Annotated in this window: 13 protein-coding genes; 8 read left to right on the top strand and 5 right to left on the bottom strand. The window is 45.5% G+C overall.

Features of this window, described 5'->3' with window-relative positions:
• Positions 1-29 precede the first annotated feature (29 nt).
• Positions 30-707, top strand: a complete 678-nt coding sequence (locus ACJJIB_RS09615; protein ID WP_444885319.1) for a protease inhibitor BamI-like protein — start codon at positions 30-32, stop codon at positions 705-707.
• Positions 708-931: 224 nt separating this feature from the next.
• On the top strand, positions 932-1,681 hold the full coding sequence (locus tag ACJJIB_RS09620) for a M12 family metallo-peptidase (protein ID WP_252085495.1): 750 nt from the start codon (positions 932-934) through the stop codon (positions 1,679-1,681).
• Positions 1,682-1,870: 189 nt separating this feature from the next.
• Here the strand turns inward: ACJJIB_RS09620 and ACJJIB_RS09625 are convergent, their stop codons facing one another.
• From ACJJIB_RS09625 to ACJJIB_RS09635, 3 genes are all read right to left on the bottom strand, one after another.
• Positions 1,871-2,227: a DUF4870 domain-containing protein gene (locus tag ACJJIB_RS09625; protein WP_444888700.1), complete on the bottom strand. Its 357-nt coding sequence runs from the start codon at positions 2,225-2,227 to the stop codon at positions 1,871-1,873.
• 62 nt (positions 2,228-2,289) lie between these two features.
• Complete coding sequence (locus ACJJIB_RS09630) at positions 2,290-2,922, bottom strand: LysE family translocator (RefSeq protein WP_444888701.1); 633 nt, start codon at positions 2,920-2,922, stop codon at positions 2,290-2,292.
• A gap of 334 nt (positions 2,923-3,256) precedes the next feature.
• Entirely contained in the window at positions 3,257-3,613 is a 357-nt protein-coding gene (locus ACJJIB_RS09635) for a hypothetical protein (protein WP_444888702.1), read from the bottom strand.
• A gap of 387 nt (positions 3,614-4,000) precedes the next feature.
• On the opposite strand from ACJJIB_RS09635, the gene ACJJIB_RS09640 reads away from it, so the two are divergent.
• From ACJJIB_RS09640 to ACJJIB_RS09665, 6 genes are all read left to right on the top strand, one after another.
• Positions 4,001-6,283 carry a TonB-dependent receptor gene (locus ACJJIB_RS09640; protein ID WP_444888703.1) on the top strand — a complete coding sequence of 761 codons (2,283 nt, stop codon included), beginning with the start codon at positions 4,001-4,003 and terminating at the stop codon, positions 6,281-6,283.
• 437 nt (positions 6,284-6,720) lie between these two features.
• Positions 6,721-7,593, top strand: a complete 873-nt coding sequence (locus tag ACJJIB_RS09645; protein WP_444888704.1) for an alpha/beta fold hydrolase — start codon at positions 6,721-6,723, stop codon at positions 7,591-7,593.
• A gap of 454 nt (positions 7,594-8,047) precedes the next feature.
• On the top strand, positions 8,048-9,421 hold the full coding sequence (ppnN, locus tag ACJJIB_RS09650) for a nucleotide 5'-monophosphate nucleosidase PpnN (RefSeq protein ID WP_444885314.1): 1,374 nt from the start codon (positions 8,048-8,050) through the stop codon (positions 9,419-9,421).
• Between the two features lie 207 nt (positions 9,422-9,628).
• On the top strand, positions 9,629-10,036 hold the full coding sequence (locus tag ACJJIB_RS09655) for a PaaI family thioesterase (protein WP_444888705.1): 408 nt from the start codon (positions 9,629-9,631) through the stop codon (positions 10,034-10,036).
• A 142-nt stretch (positions 10,037-10,178) separates the two neighbouring features.
• A complete protein-coding gene (locus ACJJIB_RS09660; protein WP_444888706.1) occupies positions 10,179-11,177 on the top strand; it encodes a hypothetical protein in 999 nt (332 codons plus the stop codon).
• Between the two features lie 68 nt (positions 11,178-11,245).
• On the top strand, positions 11,246-11,698 hold the full coding sequence (locus ACJJIB_RS09665; RefSeq protein WP_252085504.1) for a cupin domain-containing protein: 453 nt from the start codon (positions 11,246-11,248) through the stop codon (positions 11,696-11,698).
• Between the two features lie 489 nt (positions 11,699-12,187).
• Here the strand turns inward: ACJJIB_RS09665 and pgmB are convergent, their stop codons facing one another.
• Both pgmB and ACJJIB_RS09675 read right to left on the bottom strand, forming a co-directional pair.
• Positions 12,188-12,859 (bottom strand): beta-phosphoglucomutase, encoded by a 672-nt coding sequence (pgmB, locus tag ACJJIB_RS09670; RefSeq protein WP_444888707.1) that lies wholly within the window; start codon positions 12,857-12,859, stop codon positions 12,188-12,190.
• Positions 12,856-15,207, bottom strand: a complete 2,352-nt coding sequence (locus tag ACJJIB_RS09675; protein ID WP_444888708.1) for a glycoside hydrolase family 65 protein — start codon at positions 15,205-15,207, stop codon at positions 12,856-12,858. The genes pgmB and ACJJIB_RS09675 overlap by 4 nt, the downstream gene beginning before the upstream one ends.
• Positions 15,208-15,448: the final 241 nt, after the last annotated feature.

Here is a 15,448-nt window from a genome sequence, read left to right on the forward strand (position 1 = left end):
TTAATAAATGAATGTTGGGGTGCTGAGCTGTGAAGAAGTTGATATTTCCTATTTTGGTGATCTTGCTAGGGGCTGGATATTATTTTTGGTCTAAAGGGCAGTCTAATACTGAAAGACAGGTCGCAAAAATTCCAGAGCCTAAACTGGCTATTGATAGGTTTCCTGTAGAAGACTCTTTGGATGAAGTTGTTGAAGGTGAGGCATCTGCAGTGGATGAGCCTCTGGAAGAAGTTGAAAATATTCTTTGGGAAGAGTCAGAGTTAGCTAAGCAGGTACTTCATGAAAATGGTCGCCTACCAAAAGATCTCAAGGGTGAAACTTATCTTGAGCTTAATGTGGATATGTTAAGGAATTTAGAGATAGGCGAATATGTTGATATGGATCTTCCTGGAGTGGAAGGTGACTACGATGCTCAAGTTGGAAGTATTCAACAGCACGCGAGTGGAAACAAAAGCTTGGAATTAAACTTTCCGGGGCATGCACGCCTCTTTGGGGCCACAATAACGCTAGGAAAGGATGTGGTTTATGCTCAGCTGAACCTGCCATCGGGCTCTTACACTATGGAGGCACAAGATGGTTTTGCATGGATTGCGCCTAATGGGGCTTTAATTCAGGGTCATGTAGAAAACGGTGATCTACGTAGAAAGCCATCGTCCCAAGGGAAGAAGTTAGAAGGCGGCGATCTTTTAGTTGAAGATGAGCTGTAAAGAATCTAAAGATGAGAGATGCATAGTTTCAAATCTTTAGGTCGACAAGGGATGTGTCTATATGTAACCCGTAAATATTAAGAGTTTATTTTCTCGATAGGTTGGAAAAAAAGGATAGTTTCTTTGCGGGTTAGGGTGCAAAAGCATGTCATGTTGGCAGTTGATCAATTTTTGCAGCTGCCAAAAAAGTACATGCATTAATTATATAAAAAAGGAAGACTACAATGAGTCTCAAAAAAAGTTTAGCTGCTGCCGTTGCAGCTGCTGCAGTTTCCGGTTTTGCACAGGCTGAAACTGTTGATGTAGGCATCGTATATACAGATCAAGCGGCAGCTTATACTGGCGATATTTCTGCAAAAATTGATCAGTATATTGCTTATGCCAATAATTCTTTTAAAAATAACCTTGTTGATATTCAGCTAAACTTGGTAGGTACAGCGAGAACCTCCACAGATCGCCGCCCTACAGAAAGTGACATCGATACTATCACCGCCAGTAGCAGCTACCAGAACTGGCGTGCTTCAAAAAAAGCGGACATGATCATTTTGTTGGGCATGGCCGAAACTGATGGTCGTTATACCACTTGTGGTATCGCCTGGGTTGGTCAAGGTAGCAATGGCACAATGTATGCTTCTACCCGTGATCAAGCTTATAGCATCACTGCCGTAGACTGTGGCTACAACACTTTCGTTCATGAGCTTGGCCACAATATGGGCCTGAGTCACTCTACTGCTCAGCAGGGTACTCCTGGCGTGTACTCCTATGGTTATGGCCATGGTGTACAAAATAGGTTTACCACGATTATGGCTTATCCACATGTATTCGGTACTACAACCCAGTTTGATATTTTCTCAGATCCGGATTGGGTAGCCTGTGATGGTTTACCTTGTGGTGAAAGAAGAAATGGTGTTGATATCTCCAACGCGTACCGCGCAATTGGCCCGATCGTAGATGATATTGCAGGTTATTACTAATAGCTCGCTGTATCTATATGATCAAAGCAAGCCGTCATTTTATATTTAGTGGCAGAAGCTTGCACCTCTAGTCTTCGACTAGAAAAAAGCCGGGGAAAACCCCGGCTTTTTTATTTGACGACTGTTAGTCGCTAAAATTGCGCGGATACAACTTAAGCTATGTATGTCCGAGCCAGGCGAGCTTATAACTTATTGAAAAAAGCGAATACTGAGTGGGTAGCGCCAAAAAACGCCCTCATTGGCTCGGATGGCCCCAATAAGAATAAAAACTACATTGATTAAAGCGAGCACGATCAACCCCAAAAGACCTACGCCGAGAACGATAAGAATAGTGCTCACAATAGAGTAAATAAACAGGCTGATCATCCAGTTGAAGATCATCTTTCCATGCCTGTCAATCTCTGGAACCTGATCTTTTGTGGTTGCCCACATAATGACTGGTAATACAAAGCCTGCACCAGGAATAATAATCCAGGCCAGTTGACTCAGGTGTAGGAGCATTAGAAACGTATTTCTATCTAGTCCCCATGGTTTATAACTATCCATTAATGCCTTCTCTTGCAATTTTACGTTTCATGTAAACTTTAATATGGATGAATTTCACCCGGCTAGCGTTCAGTTGCTAAGCGAGCGGCAAGGCCGAGGAAGATAGCCCCCAGGATGCCCTCCGAATGTCGAGTAAATGCGGCGGGCTGTTTAAATACGTGTCCCAACCTGCTAAATGAAAGAGAAAATATTGTATTGACTATGAGGGCTGTGGTACTGAGCAGAATGCCAAGAAGTAATATTTGGGGCATAAGGGGCTCTGTACTTGTGGTGAACTGCGGTAAGAATAAGCTAAAAAATAAAAGCGCCTTCGGATTCATTAAATTATTAATCAGGCCTCTACTGAGGAGCTGCCAAGGAGTTAGCCTTTCTGTTACAGGTTGAGTGTTCTGAACAGAGAGGTTGGCGCGCCAGCTACGCAATAGATTAAATCCAAGCCAGGCAAGATAGAGGGCTCCGACAGTTTTTACAACTATGGCGACCAATGGCATGGCCTGCATTATTTGGCCGAGGCCAAATGCGACGAGTAGCGTTTGAATAAGTCCTGCAATGAAAATCCCCAAACCGATTAAAAATCCAGCTAAAAAACCTCTTGTGGCGGAGTAGGTCGATATCAACACTAAATCTGGACCTGGTGAGATGGCCAATAGGGCAGATGCACCAAGGAAGGCGGTCAAAATATGAATCTCGGGCACAAAGAAAGCTCCTAGGGGACTTGTAGCTGGGGGATTATAACCCTGGGGTCACTACTTCCCCTGAAAAGTAATGTCATGTTATGAGGAAATCCAAATTGTACTTTTGCTTCAGATGATGCAGCGTAGTTATCTGGAGAGGAGGGTTATTGGGGAGATAATCGGAGTCTTGGGTTTAAGTCAGAAAATGAGCCTTTACTAAGAGTATTTATTTGTGGGTCTCTTGGATGTAAAGGGGTATTCACCTTCTTCGAAAGCAGGCAAGGGTTGATAGTGTAACCTTAAGTCTGTTTGGCTCTTCGCACAATCAACCCCGCCTCTGCTTCTCAGTAGGCCCCTACTGCTCCTGTATCATTTCCACTGGGCCATGATCATCACAGTGATCACCGTGTACATGATGCAGGTGTCCGTCTACCAGGTAATCGAAGTGATCTCCATGGGGAATACGTTCGTGTCCGCAGTTTTCCCCATGGACATGAGTGGCGTGTGTGCTGGTAGTGATAGGATTGCAGCTCGCGGGATTTCTGCTGCTGACTTCCAGCACGTGCTCATCGTAGTGGCCATGGTGGGGATGGTGTAGATGGCCATTGTGCAAATAACAAACATGGTCTCCATGCCGTATAGCGGCATGCCCGCAGTGGGGGCCGTGCTTATGGGAGTGGTTGTCCGCCTGATGACATGAAGAACTGGTCATTTTGAGCCCTCAATGGTGGCACTGAACTTCTAAATGCATCCTTGTCAGCTACAACAAGGATTCCTTCCGTACATTCGCATAATTCTACTTTAGAAACGCATTGACCCCTTTCAAAGCAATAAATACGTCTTAGGGTCTGTGGCAGCGTCTGCTCACTTCACCGGGAGGATGTCTGGCGGAATCTTACTTCCTTAGCAAATATGACCAAATACAGGAAATGGCCACAAATTACCCTGTCACCCGCATTGCAATCGATTGCAATCCTGCTTTATAGTTGTTCCAAAGTGTCGTCTCACAGGACGGGTACATAAATTGCAATCGTTTGCATTGGCGTGTACCAGACACATCTCAAAATCCAATAAGAATGACGATGAGAGGGAAGTTTTAATGAAGAAGAATCCTCTAGCGCTGGCTATACCTCTTGGGGCCATGCAGCTGGGCTTCTGGGGCTATGCCACAGCTCAGGAAGCCGCTTCACCATTGGCGTCTGAAGATAGGGTGATTGAGGAAGTGATCACCACGGGAACCCCAGGTGGTGCCGGTATAAAAAAGCTGGATGCGAGCTTTTCAATCACAACCCTGAGTGACGATGAAATCGGTAAAGCTTCCCCGTCTAGTACTGCAGATTTGCTGAAGTCTATCCCAGGTCTTTGGGTTGAAAGCTCTGGCGGGGTATCTGGCGCAAACATTGATGTACGGGGATTTCCGGGCGGCAGTGACGCGCCGTTTGTTACGGTCTCTATGAATGGCTTGCCACTTTACCCGGCACCGACTCTTTCTTTCATGGAAAACTCTTCTCTATTCCGGGTGGATGAGACTATCCAGCGCGTAGAAGGCCTGCGCGGTGGCCCTAACCCGGTTTACTCTAACGGCCAGCCGGGCCTCACGACCAATTTCATTTTGAAAGAGGGGACCGAAGAGACCGAGGGTCGCTTTAAATACACCACTTCGGACTATGACCTTCAAAGGGCTGATGCCCTTCTGACCGGGAAGCTCAGCGAAGATGTGTACTACATGATGGGTGGGTATGTGAGTTCTTCTCCCGGTATTCGCGATGCCGGTTTTGATGCGGAAGAAGGTCACCAGTTCACCTTGCACCTGACTAAAGAGATGGACAACGGCAAAGCCGGTTTCTACGTACGAGATACTAAAGATACTGGCACCTGGTATCTGCCAAATGCTTCCTTCCTGGCAACTGACTACACCCAAGTGGGTCCCAGCAATCGCAAGGTTTCAGTACCCATTTCCCAGGCCGACGGAAATGGTGGCTCTGAAACGCGCTGGGAAACTTTTGATATGGGAGAAGGCCGTGGTTGGGACGGCAGCGTAGCTGGTGCCTACCTTGAGCTGGACCTGGGCAATGGTTGGAGTCTTACTGAGCGTTTTGGTTTGACCAGCGGTAATGCCGATACTTTAGGCTTTGTTCCCAATGGTCGTCCTGTATTACCCAGTGAGTTGCGATACGACGATGGTACAAGCGTGACTTCAGCTACTACCGTGTCTGGGGCTGAGGTCAGTAATGATACTTTGTTGCAGCAATTCGGTGCTTGGGTAGTACGAAAAGATATTGAGGCAACGACCAACGATATCAGCCTAGCCAAAGAGTGGGATGACTTTAAGGTAACCGCAGGCTATTACACTTCTAGTTGGGAAGTTGATGAGTGGTGGAGTCTTGGAAACCAAGCGTACTATGTGCTTGGCCATGATGGTGAGCAAGTTGCTGGCGATATTTCTTGTGATGATAAAGAACTCGACCCAGTTCTCTGTTGGAGCCATGATCTTGAAGCGGTAGGTGATGCCCGAGAAAACGCATTCTACATTGCAGGTGAGTTTTACCTGGGCGATTTCACTTTTGATTTGGGTGTGCGCTCTGCAAATCGTGAAACAAACTACTCAGTAGATGAAGGTGTTCGTGATGGTATTTTTAACACCTATAAGGCGGATGAAGAGGGTACTGCCTATACAGCTGCAGTAGATTGGGCCTTCGCTGAGAACATGGGGGCTTTCTTCCGTATAAATTCAGGCTTCAAATTTGCGGACTTTGATAATTATCGCGAGTTTGGCGAGAGCTTCCGTGCGGGTTCCGATCTGATTATCGATATCGACCAATATGAGCTGGGCTACAAGCTGCAGGATCAAGACTACTCGCTGTTTGCCACCCTTTTCTACAATGAAACCCAGGGAATGCCTGATTGCATTATTGGTAGCACCACATGCGCCCGCCTGGAAACAGAGGCGTTGGGTCTTGAGCTGGATGGCAAGGCCCACTGGGGTGACTTCACTTTGGGCCTGAATGCAACTTTGCAGAAGCCAGAAATCACCAGTGGTGACTTTAAAGGCAATCAAGTGATGCGCCAGCCCGAGTACCAAGTACGCCTAAGCCAGAACTACGATTTCACGATCAACAATATTGATATGGCAGTGTTTGGTGGCGTAAGCCGAGTAGGTGATCGTTTCAATGACAGTAAAAACTCGGTGACGCTGCCGGGTTATACCAAGGTTGATTTTGGAGCAGTGGCTTACTTAAGCGATATTACCGTTCAGCTTGCACTGGATAACCTCACCGATGAGGAGGGCATTACCGAGGGAGATCCAAGGGATCCTCAGGCAACCAATGTTCGTTATATCCTGCCGCGCAATATCAAGTTAAGCATCGCTTACGACTTCTAGTTTAACTCAAACCTCTCCCGCAGGTTTTCTGAGCTTTGCCGCACAATTCCTATTGTGCGGCTTTTTTATGCCTGCCTTCTTGCCACTTGTCTATAAAATGCCTGGATTGGTCGAACTTTCAGCATTATTAAGATTGATTATTGTCCCTAGCAATTATTGAGACTCTTATAAAGTAAATATTATAGTGATTTCCCTGGCATAGTTTTTCTGGGATAGTGCCTGTAGATGTTGCTGGATAAATTGGTAAGTTGTACGAGTTGTTCTTTCGGCAGGCATATTGTTCAGTTAAATATGCAGCATTAAGAACTACGTCTGTGTCGGGTAAATAGTGTTATTTGATTTAGGTGAATGAGGGATAGGAGTTACTGGTTTGATAATAGTTTGGGTGCCGATACTCACCGTAGATATTATGTAAGCTATAAATTCCAAGGAAGATTATGAAAATTTATACCGCATTTCTTCTCAGTGTTCTTTGTTGCTCAGTTTGGGCGCATGATGAGCATAAATATGAGTTTGTTACCATTGGAGGGAATGCAATATCCTATCTTTGTAAAGAGGAGGGTGAGGGGAAAAAAGTAGTATTGATGGTTTCAGGTATGGGGTTAGATGCCCATAGTACCTATAAAAATACCTTTCATAAATTCTCTTCTAATGATTTTATGCTTTGTATCTACGATCGGCCTGGAGCTGGAAAAAGTATGCATGCTGTTCCAAAAGTTAGATTGATGGATGCGCTTTCTGCTGAGCTTGAGGCCTTCGTGGAGTTTAAAAAATGGGATTCCGTAGTTCTTGTGGCCCACTCATTTGGTGGTTTAGTAGTAAGGGCATTTGCAAGTGAAAACCCCAGTAGGGTGTCTGCCCTTCTATTTGTGGATTCCGCCCATGAATCCTGGTACGGAAACCTGAAGTCTTCTTTATCCAAGGAGGGCTGGGCAACGATGCAGTGGATTATGGCGTGGGAAAAGGAAAAGCATTCCTTCGAAGATTTTGCAGAGTCTGCATCAAAACCAGAGCGTTATAAGTTAAAGAAAGAGATTCCAATCACGGTTATGAGTAGAGGGTTGCCACATACCGCAATTCGTCAGACTAAAATGAGTTATGCAGATGTAGATGCTTATAACAGGACTTGGGATCAGTCGCAAATTGAACTCACCAAGATTAGTGACAACGCCAAGCATGTAATTATGAAATACTCCTCGCATCTGTACGATGAAACCGATCCGTGGATTGTACTTGAAGAGCTGAATCAACTTTTATCTAAAGTTAAGGCTTCCCCAGAAGAAGGCCTGGGACGTAGGACATCAAACTAAAGTTTGATGCTATTAAAGAATCCCGGGCTCAATTTTGGTGAGAATTTTTATTTTTAAATGTGCTCAGGGTTGATCTGGTAATGTGCTGCCCCTAAATAGGGTAATTTTCAAATTAAGCCTGAACCAATAGGTGGGGCGGTTTTCATGGTGCGGGCTTAATAAGTAGTGCCCACTTGCAATGACCTGCCAAAGAGTACCTGTGATCAAGATGTAAACTGGGTCAAAATAATGTGAATCGCGACTCAGTCCTAAAGAGTTAAGCCTGTATTCCTCTGTTGGCACTTCCTGTCTCAGGTGAATGGTTTAGTTGTACGTCAACTTTTCTTGGCTATTAAATCCAATTGCCTCGGTTTAATTAAAAAAGAAGCCTAGTCATCAACTTAGATTACACTTCTATAGCACCAGAACACTATTTTCTGTAAAGATCCCAATTTCAGTTCAATAAGAGGGTTGCATGTCTATTGATCTTATCGATGCACAGGTTTCATCTACAGGGCAGTTTGAGATCCTATCCAAGTATGAAATTAATCGGCTTAGTAGCGAGAGCCGTGGTTCACAATACCAAACCTTTAGAAACTGCTCACTAGCGGTACTAAATAGTGGCGGTTTTATGGATGATGGTAAGGAGCTTCTGGAAACCTTTGCTAATTTTGATATCTCTGTTGTCCCCACAGAACGCAGTATAAAACTACAGCTTAGAAACGCCCCGGCCAGTGCTTTTGTTGATGGAAAAATTATCAGTGGTATTGCAGAGCATTTGTTTGCGGTATTGAGAGATATTATTTATGTAAATAGTGAAATTACCGGCAGTAAGTTACATGACTTAACATCTTCTCAGGGTATTACCGATGCGGTTTTTCATATTATGAGAAATGCCGGTACCTTCGATAGAGTCCGCACGCCTAGGCTAGTAGTATGCTGGGGAGGGCACTCAATCTTATCTGAAGAGTACGATTACACTAAGCAGGTCGGTTATGAGTTGGCTCTGCGCCACCTTGATATTTGTACCGGTTGTGGGCCGGGAGCAATGAAGGGGCCAATGAAAGGTGCCACAATAGGCCATGCCAAGCAGCGCGATCGCCATGGCCAGTACCTTGGTGTTACCGAACCCGGTATTATTGCTGCAGAGGCACCAAATGCAATCGTCAATCAACTGGTTATTCTCCCAGATATTGAAAAACGTTTAGAAGCTTTTGTGCGTACAGGCCATGGCATTGTGGTTTTCCCAGGGGGGGCAGGTACTGCTGAGGAGATCATCTATCTCCTGGGGATACTCCTACACGAAGAAAATAAGGATCAACCATTCCCTGTTATCTTCACCGGCCCACCTAGTGCAACGGAATATTTTGTTCGTATTGATGAATTTATCGCCTCAACTTTGGGTAAGGAAGCTCGTTCAAGATACCAAATTATTATTGATAACCCACAGGAAGTGGCTAGACAAATGTCGGTAGGCATACAAGAGGTCAAGTCCTTCCGCAAAGCAACGGATGACGCCTACTATTTTAACTGGAAGTTAAAAGTCGCTAACGAATTTCAGCAGCCGTTTATACCAACTCATGAAAGTATGCTGAACCTCGCCTTACATAAAAGCCAAGAACCTTATCTATTAGCCGCCAACCTGCGACGTGCATTCTCTGGCGTCGTATCTGGTAATGTGAAAAATGAAGGGATTCGGATGGTTGAGGAGTATGGACCTTATGAGCTGCGTGGTGATTCGAGCATTATGCGCAGCATTGATATTATGCTGGAGTCTTTTGTGAAACAGCAGAGAATGAAGCTGCCGGGTAAAGAGTATGTTCCCTGCTATAAGGTAATTTCCAAGTAGTTTCAGAGTTTTCTATCATAAATAGTAATGTGCAAAGGAATGCTAGGTGGGGTAAGGCTCTTTACAATGCTGCCCTCTATTTAAGAAGGCCTCTGGAAAAATAATTATTATGTACAGAAAAAATTACACTCCCCTTGTGAGTTTGCTGTGTAACCTAGGTATAAGAAGATTTTTATTTTGACCGGTTAGCTGTTAATAAGGGTTTATATGAAAGACCATAACTATTACAACAAGATTTGCGAAGGTAAACTTCCAGGGCTTCTCGGGATTGAACTTGTGAAAGTTGCTGAGGGCGAGATCCATGCAGAGATGAGAATTTTGGAGTCTCATCTGGCACCTAATGACTACTTGCATGCTGGTAGCGTCGTTTCTTTGGCCGATACGGCCTGTGGCATTGGTTGCTTGGCGAAATTACCAGAAAAGGCTTCTGGCTTTACTACTGTTGAACTGAAGTCGAATCATCTGGGAACAGTTCGGGATGGGGTTGTTCTTTGTGCTGCAACACCTGTTCATAAGGGGCGGACCACTCAGGTATGGGATGCTTCTGTAGTTTGTAAGAGTACGGGTAAAAAGTTAGCATTGTTTCGCTGCACGCAATTGATTTTATACCCGTGACTGAGGATTGCCCCTAGCTTGAACAGCAGTACTTATTTGCAGGGGCTCCTTATGGAAGTTATATTCTTACCATATTGGGAGGATGATCGATCAGAGTCACTCTTCCCTTGCCTTATAAGAATAACCCGCTGGTGCTTTTCTAATGCTTCGTCCATTTCTACTTGCTCTAATATTTCTCTCTTTAGTTTTTCCCGTTCTCGCAGAAGAAAAGGCATCTGACCAGTTAGATAGTTGGCGATTGGTGAGCTTTAAAAATGAGCCGTTATTGAATTTACATCTATATTTGTATGAATTGGCAAGAGATAAAAATCTATATGCGGCTCTAAAGAAGGAGGAGGGCATTGTTGCTGATCACTTGTACCTCTTCGAGAGGGCGATCAATGATTATATTACACATGGGGCTGAACAAAATATTAATATTATTCGGTCTAGCGGGGAAGTGGCAGATCTGACAGCCCTGCTTTTACCAGGTGCTCCTGTCGATTCTGAATCAGTTAATAATAACTTATATGTTCATTTGCAGGAGCTTTCCACTCTTTATAATGAGCAAATGTGGGGTTTGCATAGAGAGAGTAACTTTAGGTGGTATCTAAGTTTACGGGAGAAGCTGGATGTGTATGGTGACCCAATTGCTAGCCGGCTCGAAGACCTCTTTGGTGAAAAACTGCTAGTAAATGCGCATACAGTAAATATTGTCTATAAGCCTGGTATGCGACAGGGAGCTACCACTTCAGGAAGAAGTTCTCAAACCATTATCAATAGTACCTATTCAGATTACTCAGGCTGGCTTGCATTAGAAATGTTTTTTCATGAGTTAACACATGCTAACAGTGTGAATCGCAAAAGCAAACTTCAAGGGATAATCAGCAGTGAGTTTGATAAATATGACTTAAAGGCTCATAAACATATTTGGCATCCAATTCAATTTTATACAGTTGGTGAAGTTGTTAGAAGAGTTATTTCAGAGGAAGAGCCAAATTTCACAGATTACGCAACACTGAACGGTTTATATGTTGGGCGCTGGAATTATAAATCCCTTCTTGATAAGTATTGGATGCCTTACTTGAATGGTTTGGTTTCAATGGACGAGGCGATAGCTAATATTGCCAAAAATCTGTCAAAAGAAAAACGTGAGAATTAAGTGCCTCTTTGGTTGGGATCAATTTTAAGGTTATTGTTAATTTCATTATGGGTTTTAAAGGAATAGTCATGCAGCCTATCAAATTATCTGAACACCCTGAAGGGGGGAGATTTCTTGAAGTGTTCAGGTCCAATGCAGTGGTGACCAATAACAAAGGGCAGAGAAGATCAGCGCTCACTCACATTTATTTTTCATTAGATAAAGGCGAGGTAAGCCGATTTCATAAAGTGCAATCGGATGAGGTGTGGAATTTATATCAAGGCGCAGGACTCTATCTTTATACTTGGAATGACTTGGATAAGAATGTTCAGAGGATGGAAATTTCGTCCAATAATAATACGTTTTGTCAGGTTGTTCCAGCTGGAACTTGGCAGGCAGCTGAACCTATTGGAAAGACAGTCTTGGTAGGCTGCTCCGTTGGGCCAGGATTTGAATTTGCTGATTTTAGTCTGATTGATCCACAATCGATTGAGGCTAAAAAGTTAATCTCCATAAATTCCGACATGTTGAAGTTTATTTAGTTTTAGATGGGTGGTTGTTCTCATGCAAATGAAGGGGTAAAAGGGGTATCTATAGCATTGTAGGCCATATATTCCTTACTATATTTGGGGGTTGATTGTTGGTTTGGGGTTTATAAGTCTGGGGAAATGGGGGTGGTAATTTTGCTCTATCACACAGTGAATTCTTAGGACAGGCCAGATACTTATTCTGTTTTTTATTTCTTCGAGTAGACGTATTTTCCAAATATGCGATATAGGGTGATTTATCCCCAACCTATTGATTGGTGGCCCTTCCTTTCATATCTCATTTTTGTTGGGTTGGTTTTTGGAAGTAACCTTAGTGCGTGTTAAATATACTGCAGCAGTAAAGCTTAGCTTTAGGGAGAAACTGTTAGTAGTCACTATGGTGTAAACTACCTCTTTACAATATTAGAAAGCAAGTAACGCTGAATAGAAGGAGAGCAATCTTTCTATTCAGCTTGAATATTGATTTTGCAACAGCTCTTACATTTAACTGATTGAAGCTGCGTGGATAGCAGAAAGAAAAAAGTCTTTAGGGGCGAACTCCGACAGGCTACCGACAATAAAATCAGCTTCTCTCAGGGAATTTTCACTCCCCACCCCAACAGCAGTCATTCCCTTGGCGGCTTTGATCGCAGCGACTCCAGCAGCAGCATCCTCAAAGGCAACACAGAGTTCAGGTTCAACTTGTAGGCCTTGCGCTGCTGCGAGGAAAATATCCGGGCAGGGTTTAGGTGCGGACTGTTCTGGATCGGCAATTGTTGAGAAGTAATGTGATATCTCCAATGCTTGCAAAACGGCCGGCGCATTCTTACTGGCTGATGCCAGGGCAATGGGGATTTGTTTCTCGTTTAACCAGGCGAGAAGCTCCCCAGCACCGGGCAGTAGATCTTTTGGAGATAAGCTGCGAATCAGTTTCTGATAATAACTATTCTTTCTGCTAGCTAGATCGATCTTTTCCTTTTCACTAAACTGATCGCTCTCTTCCCCAAGAATCACTTCCAGTGAGGCCATACGCTCCAGCCCCTTAAGCCTTTCACTGGTATCTTCAGCCCATGGGCGTTTGAGTTCTTGGGCCAGTTGGTGCCAGGCTTTCAGGTGTAGTCGTGCGGTATCAGCGAGTACACCATCCAGATCAAAAATTGCTGCACGATAGATCACTGTGTTACCTCCACTGGTGGTGCTATCTCAAATGTTTGGGTTTCGCCTGCTGCGAGAAATACGGGTTTATGGACGTGATGAAGGTTGATGGGCTCGCCAGTTATCAGGGTATAGCTGGCATTACTGCAATTGATGTCCACTTCCAGGGTGCGACCACGGAATTGCAGGCGGAACCGATAACCTTCCATACCCTCGGGTACAAACGGGGCGAAGCGCAATTCGGTACCACGCAGGCGCATACCGGCAAAGCCCTGCACCATGCACATCCAGGTGCCGCCCATACAGGCAGTATGGATACCGTGCTGGGTATTATTGTGGTGATTGTCCAGGTCCATTCGTGCTACTTGCTGGAAGTAGTCGAGCGCTTTTTCCGGGTATCCCACCTCGCTGGCAATAATGCTGTGGATGCAGGCGGATAGGGTAGAATCGTGCGTAGTGAGTGGTTCGTAAAAGTCGAAGTCGCGGCGTTTTTGTTCAATGGAAAACTCGGAACTTTCGAGCAATAGTCCCAAGACTACATCTGCCTGCTTGCAAACCTGGTGTCGATAAATTACCAGTGGATGGTAGTGCAGTAGCAGGGGGTAATGATTTGCCGGTGTTTGCTCAAAGTCCCACACTGGCTTGTCGAGGAAGCCATCATCCTGCGGGTGAATACCTTGGGATTGGTCGTAGGGGAGGTACATGGCCTTTGCGGCTTTTGCCCAAAGCATGGGTTCCTGTGGGCCCAGTTGTATACGTTGGGCCAAGGCCAGGCACGCTTCTGGATCAAAGGATTGCAGCCACTGGTATACCTCTGCAGCATACTCCAAATGCGCACGGGCCATCAGGTTGGTATAGAAGTTGTTATCTACCAACGCGGTATATTCATCCGGGCCAGTGACTTCATTAATACAAAATTGGTTGTTGCGGCGAGGATTGAAGTGGCCGATTTCCATCCATAGGCGGGCCCCCTCAATAACCAGCTCCGCCCCTTTTTCCCGCAGAAACTCCGTATCACCAGTGACTCGGCTGTAGTGGCGCACTGCATAGGCGATATCCGCATTGATATGAAACTGGGCGGTGCCGGCAGGGTAGTATGCAGAGCACTCCTCCCCGCCAATGGTGCGCCAGGGAAAGAGGGCGCCCTTGCTGATCGCCAGCTCTCGGGCACGGGCGCGGGCCGCATCCAGGATTGAGTGGCGATACTCCAGCAGGTGGCGGGCCATATTGGGCTGGGTGTAGAGAAAAAACGGCAATACATAGATTTCGGTATCCCAGAAGTAATGGCCGTCGTAACCATCTCCCGAGAGCCCTTTAGCAGCGATATTCGTACGTCCATCCCTGCCAAGGGATTGGAATAGGTGGAAAAGATTAAATCGAATACCTTGCTGTAGACTGTCGTTACCAAGTACCTGGATATCGGATTCTTGCCAGAATTTATCCATCTCTAAGCGTTGGGCCTTGGCATATTCGGCAAAACTTTTATTGGCGCTGAGTTCAAGGTATTTGCGCAATGGTCCAGCTTCAATCGGCTCAGCACTTTGCTCTGCGAAGTAGGCTAGGTATTTGGTCAAGCACAGGGGCTTGCCCCGCTGGGCATTGCAGCGATATTCGGTGGCTACTCGGTTTTCATGACGTAGATTGGTCACGGTGTGACCCGCACTAGCCTGCAAGCGGTGTATGGCTGCGCAGCGAACCTCATAGCCGCTACTTCTGACTGAGAGCGATAGTGCCAAGTAGTCACCATCAGCGACGTTATCCAGCCATTGGATATCCTCCTGATTGATGGGGGAAGCCAGACGTGGATCGTCGCTGTGCTCGGCTTGATCGAGATTGCCATCGAGCCCCGTCAACAGGCTTATTTCCCCATCAAAATCCAGTGGAGTGACTTCAACATGGATGAGCACTAGGTGTTTTTCAGTTAGGCAGATTTGGCGCTGGGTTTTGAGCCTGAGAGTTTTCCCATGAGGCGAACGCCAGGTGAGGCTGCGCGCAAGGGTTGCGCTGGCCATATCCAAGTGACGCTCGTACTCAAGTAGTGCACCCTCCGCGAGGCTGAAACGCTCCCCATCAATCCAGATTTGAATACCCTTGCCGTCCGGTACCGTTAGCATGCGCTGATTATTGCGGGCGTAGCCGTAAGCGGCCTCGCCGTAGCGAATAGGTTCACTGGCATAGACCCCATTGAGGTAACAGCCATCAGAAAAGGGCTCGGGATCAAAGCCTTCCTCAAAGGTGCCTCTCAGGCCAATAAAGCCATTGCCCAGGGAGAATAGGGTGGCGTTAAGAGGGTAGTCATCCGCTTGAAACTCTCTTTCCAGCAGGCCCCAGGGGTGAATTTCAAGCTTATGTTGTTGTTCTTTCTTCATACCACTTACACAGAAACTGATGGTTAGGTGCTTTGCCAAAGTAATTAGTGCTTTGGGCAACTGCCTGCAGTCTATCGCTTGTACACATTGAAATGCAATCGATTGCATTTCGGAGGTAAAAAATCTCCTTGCACGGTAACTATGTGCTATTTGTGAGTATAAATATCCATTAACTTATTGATAATAAAGAATTTATTGGCATTGTTGTTATCTAGTAACCCGCTTGTCTGACCGGCGATCG

The sequence above is a fragment of the Microbulbifer mixtoriginis (SeqCode) genome, from assembly GCF_052467705.1.

Bases quoted from the DNA above. Each gene is read 5' to 3' on its own strand.
- ACJJIB_RS09620 (WP_252085495.1), top strand. From the start codon at position 932: ATGAGTCTCAAAAAAAGTTTAGCTGCTGCCGTTGCAGCTGCTGCAGTT.
- ACJJIB_RS09625 (WP_444888700.1), bottom strand. From the start codon at position 2,227: ATGGATAGTTATAAACCATGGGGACTAGATAGAAATACGTTTCTAATG.
- ACJJIB_RS09635 (WP_444888702.1), bottom strand. From the start codon at position 3,613: ATGACCAGTTCTTCATGTCATCAGGCGGACAACCACTCCCATAAGCAC.
- ACJJIB_RS09640 (WP_444888703.1), top strand. From the start codon at position 4,001: ATGAAGAAGAATCCTCTAGCGCTGGCTATACCTCTTGGGGCCATGCAG.
- ACJJIB_RS09645 (WP_444888704.1), top strand. From the start codon at position 6,721: ATGAAAATTTATACCGCATTTCTTCTCAGTGTTCTTTGTTGCTCAGTT.
- ppnN (WP_444885314.1), top strand. From the start codon at position 8,048: ATGTCTATTGATCTTATCGATGCACAGGTTTCATCTACAGGGCAGTTT.
- ACJJIB_RS09655 (WP_444888705.1), top strand. From the start codon at position 9,629: ATGAAAGACCATAACTATTACAACAAGATTTGCGAAGGTAAACTTCCA.
- ACJJIB_RS09660 (WP_444888706.1), top strand. From the start codon at position 10,179: ATGCTTCGTCCATTTCTACTTGCTCTAATATTTCTCTCTTTAGTTTTT.
- ACJJIB_RS09665 (WP_252085504.1), top strand. From the start codon at position 11,246: ATGCAGCCTATCAAATTATCTGAACACCCTGAAGGGGGGAGATTTCTT.
- ACJJIB_RS09675 (WP_444888708.1), bottom strand. From the start codon at position 15,207: ATGAAGAAAGAACAACAACATAAGCTTGAAATTCACCCCTGGGGCCTG.